13 protein-coding genes are annotated in these 13940 nt (G+C 74.1%); 6 read left to right on the top strand and 7 right to left on the bottom strand.

Translation table 11 applies throughout. The annotated features are described in order from the left end of the window. Positions 1-3: 3 nt before the first annotated feature. Together ACQEVU_RS37405 and ACQEVU_RS37400 are read right to left on the bottom strand one after the other, a co-directional pair. Complete coding sequence (locus ACQEVU_RS37405) at positions 4-705, bottom strand: FHA domain-containing protein (protein ID WP_433332147.1); 702 nt, start codon at positions 703-705, stop codon at positions 4-6. A gap of 85 nt (positions 706-790) precedes the next feature. Next, entirely contained in the window at positions 791-1471 is a 681-nt protein-coding gene (locus tag ACQEVU_RS37400; RefSeq protein ID WP_433332145.1) for a sporulation protein, read from the bottom strand. 38 nt (positions 1472-1509) lie between these two features. Between ACQEVU_RS37400 and ACQEVU_RS37395 the strand changes: the two genes are divergently transcribed. Continuing rightward, positions 1510-1911: a MerR family transcriptional regulator gene (locus ACQEVU_RS37395; protein WP_433332143.1), complete on the top strand. Its 402-nt coding sequence runs from the start codon at positions 1510-1512 to the stop codon at positions 1909-1911. Between the two features lie 714 nt (positions 1912-2625). Here ACQEVU_RS37395 and ACQEVU_RS37390 read toward each other — a convergent pair. After that, positions 2626-3273 carry an FMN-dependent NADH-azoreductase gene (locus ACQEVU_RS37390; protein ID WP_433332141.1) on the bottom strand — a complete coding sequence of 216 codons (648 nt, stop codon included), beginning with the start codon at positions 3271-3273 and terminating at the stop codon, positions 2626-2628. A 95-nt stretch (positions 3274-3368) separates the two neighbouring features. Between ACQEVU_RS37390 and ACQEVU_RS37385 the strand changes: the two genes are divergently transcribed. Then, positions 3369-3914 (top strand): MarR family winged helix-turn-helix transcriptional regulator, encoded by a 546-nt coding sequence (locus tag ACQEVU_RS37385; protein ID WP_433332139.1) that lies wholly within the window; start codon positions 3369-3371, stop codon positions 3912-3914. Positions 3915-4162: 248 nt separating this feature from the next. Here the strand turns inward: ACQEVU_RS37385 and ACQEVU_RS37380 are convergent, their stop codons facing one another. Beyond that, the gene (locus ACQEVU_RS37380) at positions 4163-4705 is read right to left on the bottom strand and encodes a TIGR03086 family metal-binding protein (protein WP_433332137.1); all 543 of its coding nucleotides are present in this window, start codon (positions 4703-4705) and stop codon (positions 4163-4165) included. 79 nt (positions 4706-4784) lie between these two features. Here ACQEVU_RS37380 and ACQEVU_RS37375 point away from each other — a divergent pair, with 79 nt between their 5' ends. Next, a complete protein-coding gene (locus ACQEVU_RS37375; protein WP_433332135.1) occupies positions 4785-5588 on the top strand; it encodes an AraC family transcriptional regulator in 804 nt (267 codons plus the stop codon). 783 nt (positions 5589-6371) lie between these two features. Then, positions 6372-7124, top strand: a complete 753-nt coding sequence (locus ACQEVU_RS37370) for a M23 family metallopeptidase (protein ID WP_433332133.1) — start codon at positions 6372-6374, stop codon at positions 7122-7124. Between the two features lie 85 nt (positions 7125-7209). On the opposite strand, the gene ACQEVU_RS37365 is transcribed toward ACQEVU_RS37370, so the two are convergent. Together ACQEVU_RS37365 and pta are read right to left on the bottom strand one after the other, a co-directional pair. After that, positions 7210-7560, bottom strand: coding sequence for a VOC family protein (locus tag ACQEVU_RS37365; protein WP_433332131.1), 351 nt, complete (start codon positions 7558-7560; stop codon positions 7210-7212). Positions 7561-7595: 35 nt separating this feature from the next. Then, positions 7596-9632, bottom strand: coding sequence for a phosphate acetyltransferase (gene pta, locus ACQEVU_RS37360; protein WP_433332129.1), 2037 nt, complete (start codon positions 9630-9632; stop codon positions 7596-7598). 18 nt (positions 9633-9650) lie between these two features. Here pta and ACQEVU_RS37355 point away from each other — a divergent pair, with 18 nt between their 5' ends. Beyond that, positions 9651-10760, top strand: a complete 1110-nt coding sequence (locus tag ACQEVU_RS37355) for an acetate/propionate family kinase (RefSeq protein WP_433332127.1) — start codon at positions 9651-9653, stop codon at positions 10758-10760. Positions 10761-10876: 116 nt separating this feature from the next. Next, complete coding sequence (locus tag ACQEVU_RS37350) at positions 10877-11626, top strand: SGNH/GDSL hydrolase family protein (protein ID WP_433332125.1); 750 nt, start codon at positions 10877-10879, stop codon at positions 11624-11626. A gap of 905 nt (positions 11627-12531) precedes the next feature. Here the strand turns inward: ACQEVU_RS37350 and ACQEVU_RS37345 are convergent. Continuing rightward, positions 12532-13902 (bottom strand): PLP-dependent aminotransferase family protein, encoded by a 1371-nt coding sequence (locus ACQEVU_RS37345; protein ID WP_433332123.1) that lies wholly within the window; start codon positions 13900-13902, stop codon positions 12532-12534. Positions 13903-13940 lie beyond the last annotated feature (38 nt).

Raw genomic sequence — 13940 nt, 5'->3', positions numbered from 1 at the left:
GCGCTACCGCAGCTTGTACTGCAGCATGAACTTGCCGACCTGGACCTCGTCGCCGTCGTTGAGGTTGGCGCTCTTGACGCGCTCGCCGTTGACGTAGGTGCCGTTGAGGCTGCCCATGTCGAGCATCGAGTAGCCGAGGCCGCCGCTGTTGCGGTGGAACTCGACGTGCTTGCGCGACACCGTATTGTCGTCCAGGACGATCTGGTTGGCCGAGTCGCGGCCGCAGCGCACGACGTCGCCGTCGAGGGCGAACTCGGCGCCGGCCTCCGCGCCCTTGCGGATGAGCAGGGTGGCGCGCCCCGACGGGAGCTTCTCCATGTGGGCGGTCAGGTCCAGCGGCTGCGTCGGCCCCTCGGGCGCGGCGACCGCGGCCGAGTTGAGCAGCTCGTCGGTCGTCACGATCGGCACGCCCCAGTGCCGGGCCAGCCCGATCGCCTCCAGCGGCGCGGCCGGCACCCGGATGCCCTCGCCGAGCACCAGCTGGAACGGCCCGTGGGCGGCGACCACCTCGACGGCCCGCAGCGGCGCCCGCAGCGCGGTCAGCGCGCGCTGGAACAGCTCGGCGCTGATCGGTTCGTCCAGGCTGCGCGGCCCGCCCTCGACGGGCAGCTGGATGTGCCGGCCGGACGCCGCCTCTTTGAGCAGGACCACGGGACGGCTCTGCCAGGTCTGCGCTCGCACACCCACCACGACGAGCTCTCGCATGCGCCGCCTCCCGCGTCGTTGTGAACCGCTGTCAACCCCTCTGCCGCTAACGGTACCGTGTCGACCGATCGACGCCCTGGCCCGGTCAGGTGGACATCGTTCGCCGGTTGTGCCCGATCTGTCGCATCAGGCGGTCGATCTCGGCCGTCCAGTCGACCCGTTCGCGCCGCTCACGGCGGGTCCGGACAGTGTCGTCCAGGACCAGCTCCACATGGTCCACGCCGGTCGTGAAGCCGACAACAACCTCGGTGGCGATGTGCTGGTACTGCGGCGCCACCCAGAACTCGAACGCCTGCGACACGTCGGCCGACTTGAACCGGAACCCGAGCTCACGCAGCGCTTCCAGGGCGGCCGCCTCGGCCGGCAGGGGGTGCACGGCCACCGGGTCGAGGTCCTCCGGGTCGGCCGCGAACGCGACCTCCAGGTCCGTGCGCACGCCGACCGCCAGCCCGGGGACCCGCTCGCCGTACAGATGCGTGATCGGCGTCCGCAGCGGGATGTCCAGCCGCAGCGGTACCTCCTGCCGCGCCTCGGCGGCCAGCCGGAACCGGATTTCGATTTTTTCCTGCGCGAGCGCCGCGGTGCTCGCGCCGGCCCTGGTCACGAGCGTCAGGACGATCCGTTCGATCTCGACGTCGCGCTCGCCGCCGGTGAGACACACCGCTCCCGTCAACGCCTCCCCGGGGCGGGTCACAGGATTGTCTAGTACCGTGTCGACGGCCGGCCCGCCCGCGCCCACGCGGCGGCGCAGGCTCCTGAAAACCATGGCGGGCACACTAGCACGCGGCACTGTAGGGTTGGGACGTGTCAAGACTGCTGCGGATCGGGGAGCTCGCCAATCTATCCGGCGTGTCGACCCGCACCGTCGACTTCTACACAGGCCTCGGCCTCATCGAGTCGGCACAGCGCACGGCCGGCAACTTCCGGCTGTACGACGCCTCGTGTATCGAGCGCATCGCCGCCATCAAGGTCCTCGAGGCCAACGGCGTGAGCCTGGCCGACATGGCCGAGGCCCTGGAGCGCGGCGCCGGCGACCTGCCCGGCCAGCTGAGCCAGGTCCAGGGCGACCTCGAGACACTGCGCGAGGCCGCGGTCCACGCGGGCCCCGCCGCCCACCAGCTGCTGCTGGCGCTGACGGCGCGCCTGCAGTCGCTCATCCACACGGCGATCGAGCTGACCAACAACCTGCCCCCACTGGGCGGCTGACTGTTCGTCCGCGGGCGACGTGGAGCGCAACGCTCGGCTCGTCAGCGCGGCGACGGGCTTCGCCTGGCGGGGATGGCTGCCGCAGTCGAGAGCGCACGTGCGGACGGCGCGCCCGGCCCGGGTACTGCGGCGCAGGTCGGCAGCGCGGCGACGGGCTTCGCCTGGCGGTGGCCCGGGTGTTGCGGCGGCGTCCGGAGTGGGTCGGCTGCGTGGCGGCGGGGTTGGCCGCCGCGGACGAGAGCGTACGCGCGGACGGCGCGCCCGGCCCCAGCGTTGCGGCGCGGGATCGGCGGCGGACGTGAACGGTCTGGGCTGACGGCGCGGGATGGATGGCGAGCGCTCGCAAGCCGAGAGTCCACCGGCGAACGGCGCGTCCGTCTGGGCGGCGCGGCGCGGCGCGCGCCGGCGGTGGACGTGAGCCGTCGGGCTGGCGGCGCCGGGATGGCGGGCGCTCGCCGCCGGGAGCCCGATATGTCGGGCGCTCCGCGCCACGACATATCGGATTTATCCCCCGACAGGGCATAAGTCCGAAATATCCGGACGCGCGAGCGTCTGGATATTTCGTGCTGAAAGCCCGCTCAAAGCCCGGCCCGGCGTGCTCGCTCCACGACATGCAGAACCGTGGTCGCGAATCGGACATCGCCATGAGCCGGGAGTGAAAAGGCGCACAGGGCAACAGGGCGATGTCCGATTTATCCGCGCCAATTGGTGCGCTCAGGCGGCGGCGTGGGTCAGTGCGGCCACCCGGCGGCCGTGGGCCGCGGCGTGCTCGTGGCCGGTCCGGAGCAGGTCGGCCGCCAGGCCGCGCAGCGGGGCCATCGCCGGCGTCACGTCCGCGAGCGTCAGCTCCGCCTCCGCAACATGCAGCTCGAGGCCGAACACGTCGCCGAAGACCCGGCGCAGGTACGGCGACGCGTGGTCCCAGCCCTCCCGGGGGGTGCCCGGGCCGTACCCGCCGCCGCGGCTCAGCGCCAGCACCGCCGGGCGGCCGGAGATCGGCTGGTCGCCGCCGGCCCCGAAGTGCGGGTTCAGCATCAGCAGGTCGAGCCAGGATTTCACGTGGGCGGGGACGCCCCAGTTGTACAGCGGGATCGCGAACACGTACGCGTCGGCCTCGATCAGCTCGGCGGCCAGCTGCGCGACCACGGCATCGGTGTCGGGGGCCGGCGGCGCCGTCGGGTCGACCCTGGAGCGGGCGGCGTTCGCCCAGAGGTCGGCGGGCAGCGGTGACAGGCCGAGGTCCCGGCGGGTCACGGTGGCGCCGGGGTGCTCGGCGAGCCACGCCTGCTCGGCGGTGTCGGCCAGCGCCCGGCTGACCGACCCGGCGACCCGGATGCTCGCGTCGAGACGGAAGAGATGCATGTCGCGGTACCTCCACGATGTCCAGTGGTAACGCAGAAAGTCTGCATCACAGAACATCTGGCGGCAAGCGGGAGTGGGATGTTTATCATTGCTGCATGACCCAGGCGCCGGAGAGCCCGGCTCACACCCACGTCGACCTCCAGTCGGACCTGGGCTGGGCGCTGGGCGTGCTCCTGCGCGGATACGCAAAAGGCGCTCAATCGGCCATCGCCGACGTCCCCGGCGGCCCGCGCGGCTACCAGGTGCTGACCTCCGCCGTCGACGGCACCCCGTGCACCCAGCTCGCCCTGGCCAACAAGCTGGGCATCGACCGGACCGTGATGACGTACCTCCTCGACGACCTCGAGAAGGCCGGCGTCATCGAGCGCCAGCCCGACCCCGCCGACCGCCGCGCCCGCCGCATCATCGCCACCGAGGCCGGCCGCGCCACCCTCTGCCAGCTGCAGCGCAAGCTGCGCCACGTCGAGGAGATGGTGCTCGGCGCGCTGCCCGAGGAGCAGCGCGCCGTGTTCCGCTCCCTGCTGCGCACCGTCGCCGTCAGCCTCGACGAGCGCGACCCCCTCGACAACGACAACGCCTGCACCGCGATCGAGGCGCTCGGCGTCGAGCCGGCCACCCGCACCCGGCGCCGCCGCCCCTGATCAGCCGGTCCCCCGCTAACCGCAGGCCGGCACGGGGACCTTCAAGCGCGCTGGGCGCCGCGCCCGCGCCGGCCGGCCACGGGACCTCGGCGCCGTGGTCACGCGCTCCACTGCGGATCGCGCCCGCTGAGCGCCGCGTGTGCGCCGGGCGGCACGGGACCTCGGCGCCGTGGTCACGCGCTCCACTGCGGATCGCGCCCGCTGAGCGCCGCGTGTGCGCCGGGCGGCACGGGACTTCGGCCCCGTGGTCAGGCGCTCCACTGGGGATCGCGCCCGCTGAGCGCCAGCGTCCGCGCCAGCAGGGGTGCGTCGGGCGGCACGGGGACCTCCGCGCCGTACACCCCCATCGAGCGGCCCTGGTCGGCCGAGCGGGCGACCTCGGCGTACATCAGGCGCAGCACGTCCTCGCCGAACTCCACCGGCACCCCGAGCGCGCGCCCGAGATCCCACCCGTGCAGCACGAACTCGCCCAGTACCATCCCCCCGACCAGATCGGCCGGCAGCTCGGCGCCGCCCATCCGCGTCATGCCGTCCCACGCCGCCGGCTCGCCCCACGCCTCGGCCAGCCGCGTCACCTGCTCGCGCAGCGACGAGTACGCCGCGCCCGGCCCGACGGCCTCCTTGCGCGCCGCCCCTTCCAGCGCCGGCCCCCACTCCAGCAGGTGGTCCCGCAACGCCGCCACGTCCCACTCCGCGCACGGCGTGGCCGTCCCCAGGTCCTGCGCCCCGATCCGGTCCACGACCGCGAGCATCCCGGCCGCCGCTTCCCCCAACAACACGTGCTTCTGCATGCCTTCGAAGATCCCGCAGCGGTACCCCACGAGTCTTGAACAAACGCGACACCCCGCCCCGCTGGCATGATTGGCGGCGATGCGCGACAGCCGCGAACTGGCCGGGGCGTGGTCGCGCTTCCAGAGCCACGGCTTCGTCCCGCCACCGCCGGACCTGGCCGACCTCGTATCGCGATACTGGTGGGCCCGCTGGAACCTGCGCGGCGAGCCCGACTACGTGCAGCTGATCGTCCCGTACCCGAGCGTGCAGCTCACCCTCTCCACCGACGCCCCGCCCCTGGTCCGCGGCGTCTGCCGGGGCCGCATCCGCCGCACGCTGTCGGGCCGCGCCGCGGTCTTCGGCGTGACGTTCCGCCCCGGCGTCTTCCGCCGCTTCCTGAACGCCCCGGTGGACTCGATCACCGACCGCGCCGTCCCGGCCACCACGGTCTTCGGCGAGGACCTGCCGGCGCCCGACCCGGCCGCGCTGCTGGACACGGACCCGCCCGCCGCGGCGGAGACGATGGCCACCGAGCTCGGCCGCCTCCTGCGCGCCCGGCGCCCGCCCGACGACCCCGTCGGCGACGAGGTGGCCGGCTGGGTGTCGGACATCGCCGCCACCCCCGACCTGCGCCGCGTCGACCACCTGACGTCCCGCTACGGCGTCGGCGCCCGGCGGCTCCAGCGCCTCTTCGCAGAGCACGTCGGAATCAGCCCGAAATGGGTGATCCGCCGCTTCCGCCTGCACGAGGTGACCCAGCGGATGGCCACCCGCGCCGCCGCCGAGCCGATCGACTGGGCCGCCCTGGCGTTCGAACTGGGCTACGCCGACCAGGCCCACCTGGTCCGCGACTTCACGAACATGTTCGGCGAACCCCCGACGAGCTACGCCGCCCGCTACTGACACCGAGGGCGGCCCGACGTGAGATGCGAGAGCGCCACGACGGCAGGCTCGGCGCGGGTGTGACGCCGCCTGCCGCGTGCGACGCGAGGCGGCTGCGGCGCAGGGCAGGAGATCGCCGCGACGCGGGCCGGACCGGGCCGGACGCGGCGGTTCGGCGCCGGAAGGCGGGGGCCGGGCGGGACGCGGCGGTTCGGCGCCGGAAGGCGGGGGCCGGGCGGGACGCGGCGGTTCGGCGCCGGAAGGCGGGGGCCGGGCGGGACGCGGCGGTTCGGCGCCGGAAGGCGGGGGCCGGGCGGGACGCGGCGGTTCGGCGCCGGAAGGCGGGGGCCGGGCGGGACGCGGCGGTTCGGCGGCGCGAGGCGGGAGCGGGGCCGAACGCGGCGGCGCAGGGCTGCGGTGGCGCGGCGGTGAGGCGAAGGAGCGGCGCGGAGGCGAGGCGCTCAGCAGCGTGCGTGCGACGGCCGGCGCTGGTGCGACATGCGGGGCTGGCGCGACTCCGGGCGCGGCTGCAACCGGCGGGGCCGGCGCGACTCCAGGCGCGGCTGCAACCGGCGGGGCCGGCGCGACTCCAGGCGCGGCTGCAACCAGCGGGGCCGGCGCGACTCCAGGCGCGGCTGCGACCGGCGGGGCCGGCGCGACGGCGGAGCGGCGAGTGAACCGCAGGGCCAGAGGTGGCGGCGACGCGGAGCAGGGGCGTCGATCGGTCAGGATGTGGCGCCGACCGGATGGGGCGGGTGACCGCGGCTTGGGCGGCGCGGCGGCGGGCGCGTAGGGTGGCGGGCGATGTCTGCGCTGCGTGTGAGTCTGGCCGGGGTTGCGCTCGTGGTCGCCTTCGGCGTGAGCGGCTGCGGCGGCGGGAGCGATCCCGCCGGTCAGGCGCCCGTCGCCCAGCAGTCGCAGGGGCGGCAGGTCGGCGACGGCGGGTCGGCGGCGGCGGCCGGCAACGGGAACGGCGGCGCGGCGGGGCTGGCGCCCTCGGCCGGGGCCAACGCGGCCAGCGGGGCGCCCGCGGGCACGACCAGGCACGTGTTCCCGCTGCAGGGCAAGGGGTCGTACTCGCACGACCACCACGACTACCCGGCCAGCGACATCATCGCCAACTGCGGGCTCAACGCGCTCTCGCCCGTCGACGGGACGGTGCTCGAGGTCACCAAGGTCGACACGTGGACGGCCAAGGTGAACGAAGGGTCGTCGCGCGGGGGGCTGTCGGTGTCGATCCTCGGCAACGACGGCGCGCGGTACTACATGTCGCACTTCTCCGCGATCGACGACGGCATCGAGGCGGGGACGAAGGTGCAGGCCGGGCAGCCGGTCGCCAAGGTCGGGCGGACCGGGGACGCCAGCGCCTGCCACATCCACTTCGGGCTGTCGCCGGTGTGTGCGAAGACGGGGGACTGGTGGACGCGGCGCGGGGTCATCTGGCCGTGGTCGTACCTCGACGCGTGGAAGGCCGGTAAGGAGAAGTCGCCCGTCGCCGAGCTCGACGCGTGGCAGAAGAAGAACGGCTGCCCCTCGAAGGCCACGGTCGACCCGTAACCAAGGCGCGGGGGACCCGCCGGCCGAGCGCGGCCGGCCCGCCGGCCAGGCGCGATCCGACCCGGCGGCACGGGGCGGCACGGCGTCACTCGTACTCGAGGCAGAACGGGTGCCCGGAGGGGTCGCTATACACCCGGAAGCCCGACTCCTTCGTCGACAGCAGCTGCGCCCCCATCCGCAGCACCTTCGCCTCGGCGGCGTCGATGTCGTCGACCCAGATGTCCAGGTGCAGCTGCTGCGGATAGTTCGGGTCGGGCCACTGGGGCGGGATGTGGTTGGGCGCGTGCTGGAAGCTGATGCGCGCCGCCCCGTCGCCGATGTCGATCCAGTCGCCGTCGACCTTGGTTATCGGCAGGTCGAGCAGCTCCGAGTAGAAGCGCGCCAGCCCGTGCGGGTCCGACGTGTCCAGCACCACCGTGGAGACTCTCGCAATCATGCCTCCATCGTGCCCCAGGGGTACGACAAAAAACGCTACGAACTTTGGGCCTGAATGGCCGTAATCGCCACCGTGTTGACGATGTCCTTGACCGTGGCGCCGCGCGACAGGTCGTTGACCGGCTTGTTCAGGCCCTGCATCACCGGGCCGACGGCGACGGCGCCGGCCGAGCGCTGTACCGCCTTGTAGGTGTTGTTGCCCGTGTTCAGGTCCGGGAAGACGAACACCGTCGCCTGGCCGGCGACGGCGCTGCCGGGCAGCTTCGTGGCCGCCACCGCCGGGTCGATCGCCGCGTCGTACTGGATCGGGCCCTCGACCGGCAGGTCCGGGCGCCGGGAACGCACGATCGCGGTCGCCTCGGCCACCTTCGTGACGTCGGCGCCGGAGCCGGAGGTGCCGGTGGAGTACGACAGCATCGCCACCCGCGGCGTCACGCCGAAGCGGGCCGCGGTGTCCGCCGACGACAGCGCGATGTCGGCCAGCTCGGCGGCGTCGGGGTCGGGGTTGACGGCGCAGTCGCCGTAGACGAGCACCCGGTCGGGCAGCAGCATGAAGAACACGCTGGAGGCCACGCTCAGGCCGGGTACCGTCTTGATGATCTCGAAGGCGGGGCGGATCGTCGCCGCCGTCGTGTGGGTCGCCCCGGACACCATGCCGTCGGCGTGGCCCAGCTGCACCATGAGCGTGCCGAAGTACGACACGTCGCGCACCACGTCGTACGCCAGGTCCAGCGTCACGCCCTTGTGCGCGCGCAGGTCCCGGTAGGTGGCCGCGAACCGCTCGCGCAGCGGGCTGGTCACCGGGTCGACGAGCTCGGCGGCGCCCATTTCGACGCTCAGGTCGCGGGCCTTGGCCCGGATGACGGCCGGGTCGCCGAGCAGGGTCAGGTCGGCCACGCCCCGGCGGATCAGGATGTCCGCGGCGCGGATGATCCTTTCCTCGGTACCCTCGGGCAGCACCAGCCGCCGACGGTCCGCCCGGGCGCGGTCGATGAGGTCGTACTCGAACATCAGCGGCGTCACCCGCGCCGAGGCGGTCAGCTCGAGCACGTCGGCCAGCTCCGAGGTGTCCACATTGGACTCGAACGCGCCCAGCGCGGCCTCGACCTTGCGCGGGTTGGCCGGGCCGAGCCGGTGCTGCATCCGCGTCGAGGACTCGATGGTGTCATAGCTTGCCGTCGGTACCGAGAGCACGGCCAGCCCCGGGTTGAGGCGCTCGAACAGCTCCAGGGCCGCCGGGTCGGGCGCGATGCCCAGCGTCAGCACGATCCCGGCCAGCGGCACCAGGCCCGACGCGTGCGCCGCGCCCGCGGCCACGAGCAGGTCGTTGCGGTCGCCGGGCGTGATGAGCAGGCAGCCGGGGGTCAGATGGGTGAGCAGCGCCGGCACGTGCGCCGCCCCGACGACGTAGTCGAGCACGTCGCGGCCGAGCGCCGTGCCCGGGTCGGTGCCGGCGGTGACGACGTTCGCGCCGAGCTGCGCGGCGACCTCGGCCACCGTTGGGGCGCCCACGGTCGGCACCTCGGGGATGACGAAGCACGGCACGGGCAGCTTCGGCGCCGGCCCCGGCCCGGGCGCGCGGTTGAGCACCACGGCGGCGACGGTCGCGTCGAGGTCGGTCAGCGCGTGGTACGCCTGCCGCGCCATCGAATCCAGAGTGGACTCATCGGCGCCCGAGCCGTTGACGACCGCCACGACGACGGCGCCGAACTCGTTGGCCAGCCGCACGTTGAACGCCAGGTCGTCGTCGATGTCGGTGCCGATGACCACGACCGCGTCGTGCTGGTGCGCCACCGGCCGGAACCGCTCGACGAGCTGCCCGACGAGCTCCTCGGCCCGGCCCTGCGCCAGCATCGCCGACGCCTCGGCCTGACTCACGCCGAACAGGCGTTCGTCGGCGATGCTGTACCGCGAGCGCAGCAACTCCAGCAGAACATCGTCGGAAGCGGGGTTTACCGGCCGGAAGACGCCGATGCCGGGAACCTTGCGCGACAGCAGCTCGGACAGGCCGAGGGCCACCGCCGACTTGCCGGAGTCCGGTCCGAGCTCGACGAGGTACACGATACGGGCCACGGCAGTAGTCTGCCTGGCATGATCCTCGTGCTCAACAGCGGCTCCTCGTCCGTGAAGTTCCGCGTCGTGGACCTTGACGACCCGGAGGCCGGCGAGCGAGGCATCGTCGAGCGGATCGGCGAGCCCGGCGGCGTCGCCGACCATGCCGCCGCGCTCAAGGAGGTGCTCGACGGGCTCGGCAACGCCCGGATCGAGGCCGTCGGCCACCGCATCGTGCACGGCGGCGCCCGGTTCACCCGCCCGGCGCTCGTCGACGACGCCGTGCTCGCCGCGCTGCGCGAGCTCGTGCCCCTGGCCCCGCTGCACAACCCCGGCGGGATCTTGGGCATCGAGGCGGCCCGGGAGAAGCTGCCGTCGGTGCCGCACGTGGCCGTGTTCGACACCGCGTTCCACGCCACCATTCCGCCCGCCGCGGCGACGTATGCCATCGATCGGGGGCTGGCTTTGCGGTACGACATCCGGCGTTTCGGTTTTCACGGCACCTCGTGCGCCTATGTCTCCGGCCGCGCCGCCGCCCTGCTGGGCCGCCCGCTCGAGGACCTCAACCTGATCGTGCTGCACCTGGGCAACGGCGCGAGCGCCACGGCCGTGCGCGGCGGCCGCAGCGTCGACACCTCCATGGGCATGACCCCGCTCGAGGGCCTGGTCATGGGCACCCGGTCGGGTGACATCGACCCGGCCGTCGGCGCGTACCTCAACCGGGTCGCCGGAATGGACTTCGCCGCCGTCGACGACCAGCTGCAGCGCCACGCCGGCCTGCTCGGCCTGGCCGGCGTCAACGACATGCGCAGCCTCCTGGAGCGCCGCGCCGCCGGCGACGAGGCGGCCGCCCTGGCCTTCGACGTGTACTGCCACCGCATCCGCAAGTACATCGGCGCCTACCACGCCGTGCTGGGCCGCCTCGACGCGATCGTGTTCACCGCCGGCGTCGGCGAGCACGCCCCCGCCGTCCGCGCCGCGTCGCTGGCCGGCCTCGAGTCGTGGGGCATCGAGGTCGACGCCGCCCGCAACGCCGCCAACGAGCGCATCGTCAGCGCCGACGGCGCCCGGGTCGCGGTGTGCGTGGTGCCGACGGACGAGGAGTACTCGATCGCCGAGCAGACCGCCGCCCTGACTACGTCACACTGACCCGCGCCCCGCGGCCCCCAGCCAGGTCGCGACGAGCCCTCGTGCGCCGGTGCTGTGGGCGGCCTGTGTGACCGTGAGAACAGCCCGCCCGGGCGCGGCTGGCTTAGGGTTACCGGGTGCGTTACGTGGCTATCGGCGACAGCTTCACCGAGGGAATGGGCGACGAACGGCCGGACGGCTCCCCGCGCGGCTGGGCCGACCTGGTCGCCGCGGGCCTGGCCGCGGCCAACGGCGGCGACGTGCAGTACGCGAACTTCGCCATCCGCGGCCGCCTCCTCGAGCCGATCGTCACCACCCAGCTCGACGCCGCCCTGGCGCTGTCGCCCGCCCCGACGCTCATGACGCTCAACGGCGGCGGCAACGACATGATGCGCCGCAGCTCAGACCTGCAGCACCTGCTGGACCTGACCGAGCGCGCCATACTGCGCTGCGCCGAGGCCGGGGTACGCCTCGTCGTGCTCAGCGGCGCCGACCCGTCCGAGCACCTGCCGTTCGGCAAGGTGCTGCGGGAGCGGGCGGCCGCCCTGACCGACGCGGTGCGCGAGCTGACCATGCGCCACGACGTGCTGTTCGTGAACTGCTTCGGCGACGTGGAGCTGCGCCGGGCCCCGTACTGGTCGGCCGACCGCCTGCACCTCAACGCCGACGGCCACCGCCGGGTCGCGGGCCTGGTGCTGACGGCGCTCGGCACGGCCGGCGAGGAGCACCGGCTGCCGCTGACGCCCGCGGCGTCGCGCCGCCTGCTGGCCGAGGCCCGCTACTACCGCCAGCACGTGCTGCCGTGGGTCGGCCGCCGGCTGCGCGGCACGTCATCGGGCGACGGCCGGGCCGCGAAGTACCCGGACTGGACCGCTGCCCCGGCGTGACTCACCGAGGGTCTATCGTCGACCACGCAACGCGATCGGATTGAAGATCGGTTTGGTGGCGGAGGGTAGGCTGGGTCTGAATTCGGCGCACCGACCGGCCCGTGTCGCCTGGTGCCGGCACCCACGCATGGCGACGTGTGACGGACGGAAACCCGAGCGACGGCGGCGAACCTTTGGCCACTAATTCAGACCGAGATCCACAATTTCGAGACACCGCGGCGAGACCCGGACCGGGCCGCGCCTCGGCTTCAGCGATCGACCGGCCTCGGCGTGACCGCTGTGCCCGCCGGTGTGTGTTCGGTGCGTCGGCGCGAGTGCGGACGCCGCCGCCGGGCGCGACGGACGTCGCGGGCGGGCGCGGCGGTCAGGCGGCCGAGCGGGCGGGCGCGGCGGTCAGGCGGTCAGGCGGCCGAGCGGGCGGGCGCGGCGGTCAGGCGGCCGAGCGGGCGGGCGCGGCGGTCAGGCGGCCGAGCGGGCGGGCGCGGCGGTCAGGCGGCCGACCGGGCGGGCGCGGCCGTCAGGCGGCAGGGCAGGCGGGCGACGGAAGCGCGCGATGGGGCGGACGGCGCAGGCCTGCTCGCGCCGGCCGCCGACCAGCCCGGCCGGAAGCCCGGTGCGCGATGGCGGTAGCCGTTCGTGGGCCGGCCTGTCGAGCGGCGCGCCGCCGCCGGGCCGCTGATCGCGGTCGCGCGGGTGTTGGCGATTTCTGAGGCTTGCGAGGCGTTCGGCGGCATCTCCGTGGCTCAGTGAAGCCGCCGTCGCGGGAACTGCCGGCTTGGCTTGCGGCGCTGCTAGGGCCGGGCTTTGCCCGCTGCGCGGAACCGCCGCGGCGCGCGCTCCACGACCGAGGCCGCCCGGTAGAGCCAGGGCCCGCGAGAGTGCCCCGGCGAGGCGAGGTGGAGAAACTACCGCCAGCCGCGAGGGTGGTTCGCCGTGCGGGGGCCGCTGCCGCGCAAAGGCGCGCCGGCGGCCTCGGCCAGGATGTCGGCCAGAGCGTCGAAATCCTCGCGCACCAGGCCGGCCGTGATGCGGACGTGGTCCGAGTCCAGGGGGCTGACCTCGAACGGGGCGCCCGGCGCGACCGCGATCCCGTGCGCCGCCAGCGTCAGCATCGCGACCTGCTGGCTCGCGACCGACATCCAGATGTTGATGCCGTCCGCGCCCGTGGCCGTCACGCCCCGGGCCTCCAGGGCGTCCAGCAGCAGCGTCCGGCGGCGGGCGTACTCGTCGCGGGCGGCGGCGACCTGGCGTACCGTCGCCGGGTCCGTGAGGAGCTCGACCAGCACCGCCTGCAGCAGGCGGCTCGACCAGCCGGGGCCGAGCAGGCGGCGGTCCGCGACCGCGGTGATCACCGACGCCGGGCCGCCGATCGCGGCCAGGCGCAGGTCGGGGCCGTGGCTCTTCGAGAATGAGACCACGTGCACGGTGCGCTCGGGGAGGCGGCGGCCCAGGCTGACCGGCGGGGCCGTCGCGATGCCGCCGGCGTGGTCGTCCTCGATCACCGTGACGCCGGGGTGCTTGGCCAGGACGCGGGCGAGCTTGTCGGCGCGGGCCTGGGTCATGCTCGCGCCGGTCGGGTTGTGGGCGCGCGGCTGCAGGTACACCGCGACCGGCTCGCAACTCGACAGCGCCGCGGCCAGGGCGTCGGGGCGCAGGCCGTGCTCGTCGATGGGCACGCCGACGACCGTGGCGCCGACGGTCTCCAGCAGGTCCAGCGTCGGCGGGAAGGCGGGGTCCTCGACGAGCACGTGGTCGCCGAAGCGCACGACGACGCCGGTGACCCGGTCGAGGGCGTCCATGGCGCCGTCGACGACCGTGAGCTGCTCCGGCGGGTACGGCCACCGCGACCGCAGCACCTCCTCCAGCGTCGGCAGGACCGCGTCGTCGAGGTAGGAGGTGGTGAGGCGGGCGTCGCCGATGCGCCGCAGGGCGTCCGTGAGGCTCGGGAGCAGGTCGTAGTCGGGCACGCCGGTCGAGTAGTCGCGCGAGAGAACCCGGCCGCCGAGCTGGGCGTAACGCATACGCTGGCGGGGTACCGAGGGGCCGGCGACGAACGTGCCGGAGCGGCCGCGGGTCTGGATCGCGCCGGCGCGGGCCAGGCTGCGCCAGGCCTCGCTCACCGTCGTCGGGCTGATGCCGAGCTCGCGGGCGACGTCCCGGACGGTGGGCAGGCGGGTGCCGGCCGGCAGCGTCCCGGCGGTCACCAGGCGGCTCACGGCGGCGGCGATCCCTCGGGCGCTGCGGTCGTCGACGGCCCCGGCGATCAGCGCTAGCAAATTACATCTCCGAAACATTCTGTAACGGTCGGACCATT

Origin of the sequence: Dactylosporangium sp. CA-139066 (assembly GCF_050936175.1) — a bacterium.
GTDB lineage: Bacteria > Actinomycetota > Actinomycetes > Mycobacteriales > Micromonosporaceae > Dactylosporangium.
Note: the sequence above shows the minus strand (reverse complement) of the source record. Positions and strands in the feature narration are given on the sequence as shown.

Bases quoted from the DNA above. Each gene is read 5' to 3' on its own strand.
- ACQEVU_RS37405 (WP_433332147.1), bottom strand. From the start codon at position 705: ATGCGAGAGCTCGTCGTGGTGGGTGTGCGAGCGCAGACCTGGCAGAGC.
- ACQEVU_RS37400 (WP_433332145.1), bottom strand. From the start codon at position 1,471: ATGGTTTTCAGGAGCCTGCGCCGCCGCGTGGGCGCGGGCGGGCCGGCC.
- ACQEVU_RS37390 (WP_433332141.1), bottom strand. From the start codon at position 3,273: ATGCATCTCTTCCGTCTCGACGCGAGCATCCGGGTCGCCGGGTCGGTC.
- ACQEVU_RS37385 (WP_433332139.1), top strand. From the start codon at position 3,369: ATGACCCAGGCGCCGGAGAGCCCGGCTCACACCCACGTCGACCTCCAG.
- ACQEVU_RS37380 (WP_433332137.1), bottom strand. From the start codon at position 4,705: ATGCAGAAGCACGTGTTGTTGGGGGAAGCGGCGGCCGGGATGCTCGCG.
- ACQEVU_RS37375 (WP_433332135.1), top strand. From the start codon at position 4,785: ATGCGCGACAGCCGCGAACTGGCCGGGGCGTGGTCGCGCTTCCAGAGC.
- ACQEVU_RS37370 (WP_433332133.1), top strand. From the start codon at position 6,372: ATGTCTGCGCTGCGTGTGAGTCTGGCCGGGGTTGCGCTCGTGGTCGCC.
- ACQEVU_RS37365 (WP_433332131.1), bottom strand. From the start codon at position 7,560: ATGATTGCGAGAGTCTCCACGGTGGTGCTGGACACGTCGGACCCGCAC.
- ACQEVU_RS37355 (WP_433332127.1), top strand. From the start codon at position 9,651: ATGATCCTCGTGCTCAACAGCGGCTCCTCGTCCGTGAAGTTCCGCGTC.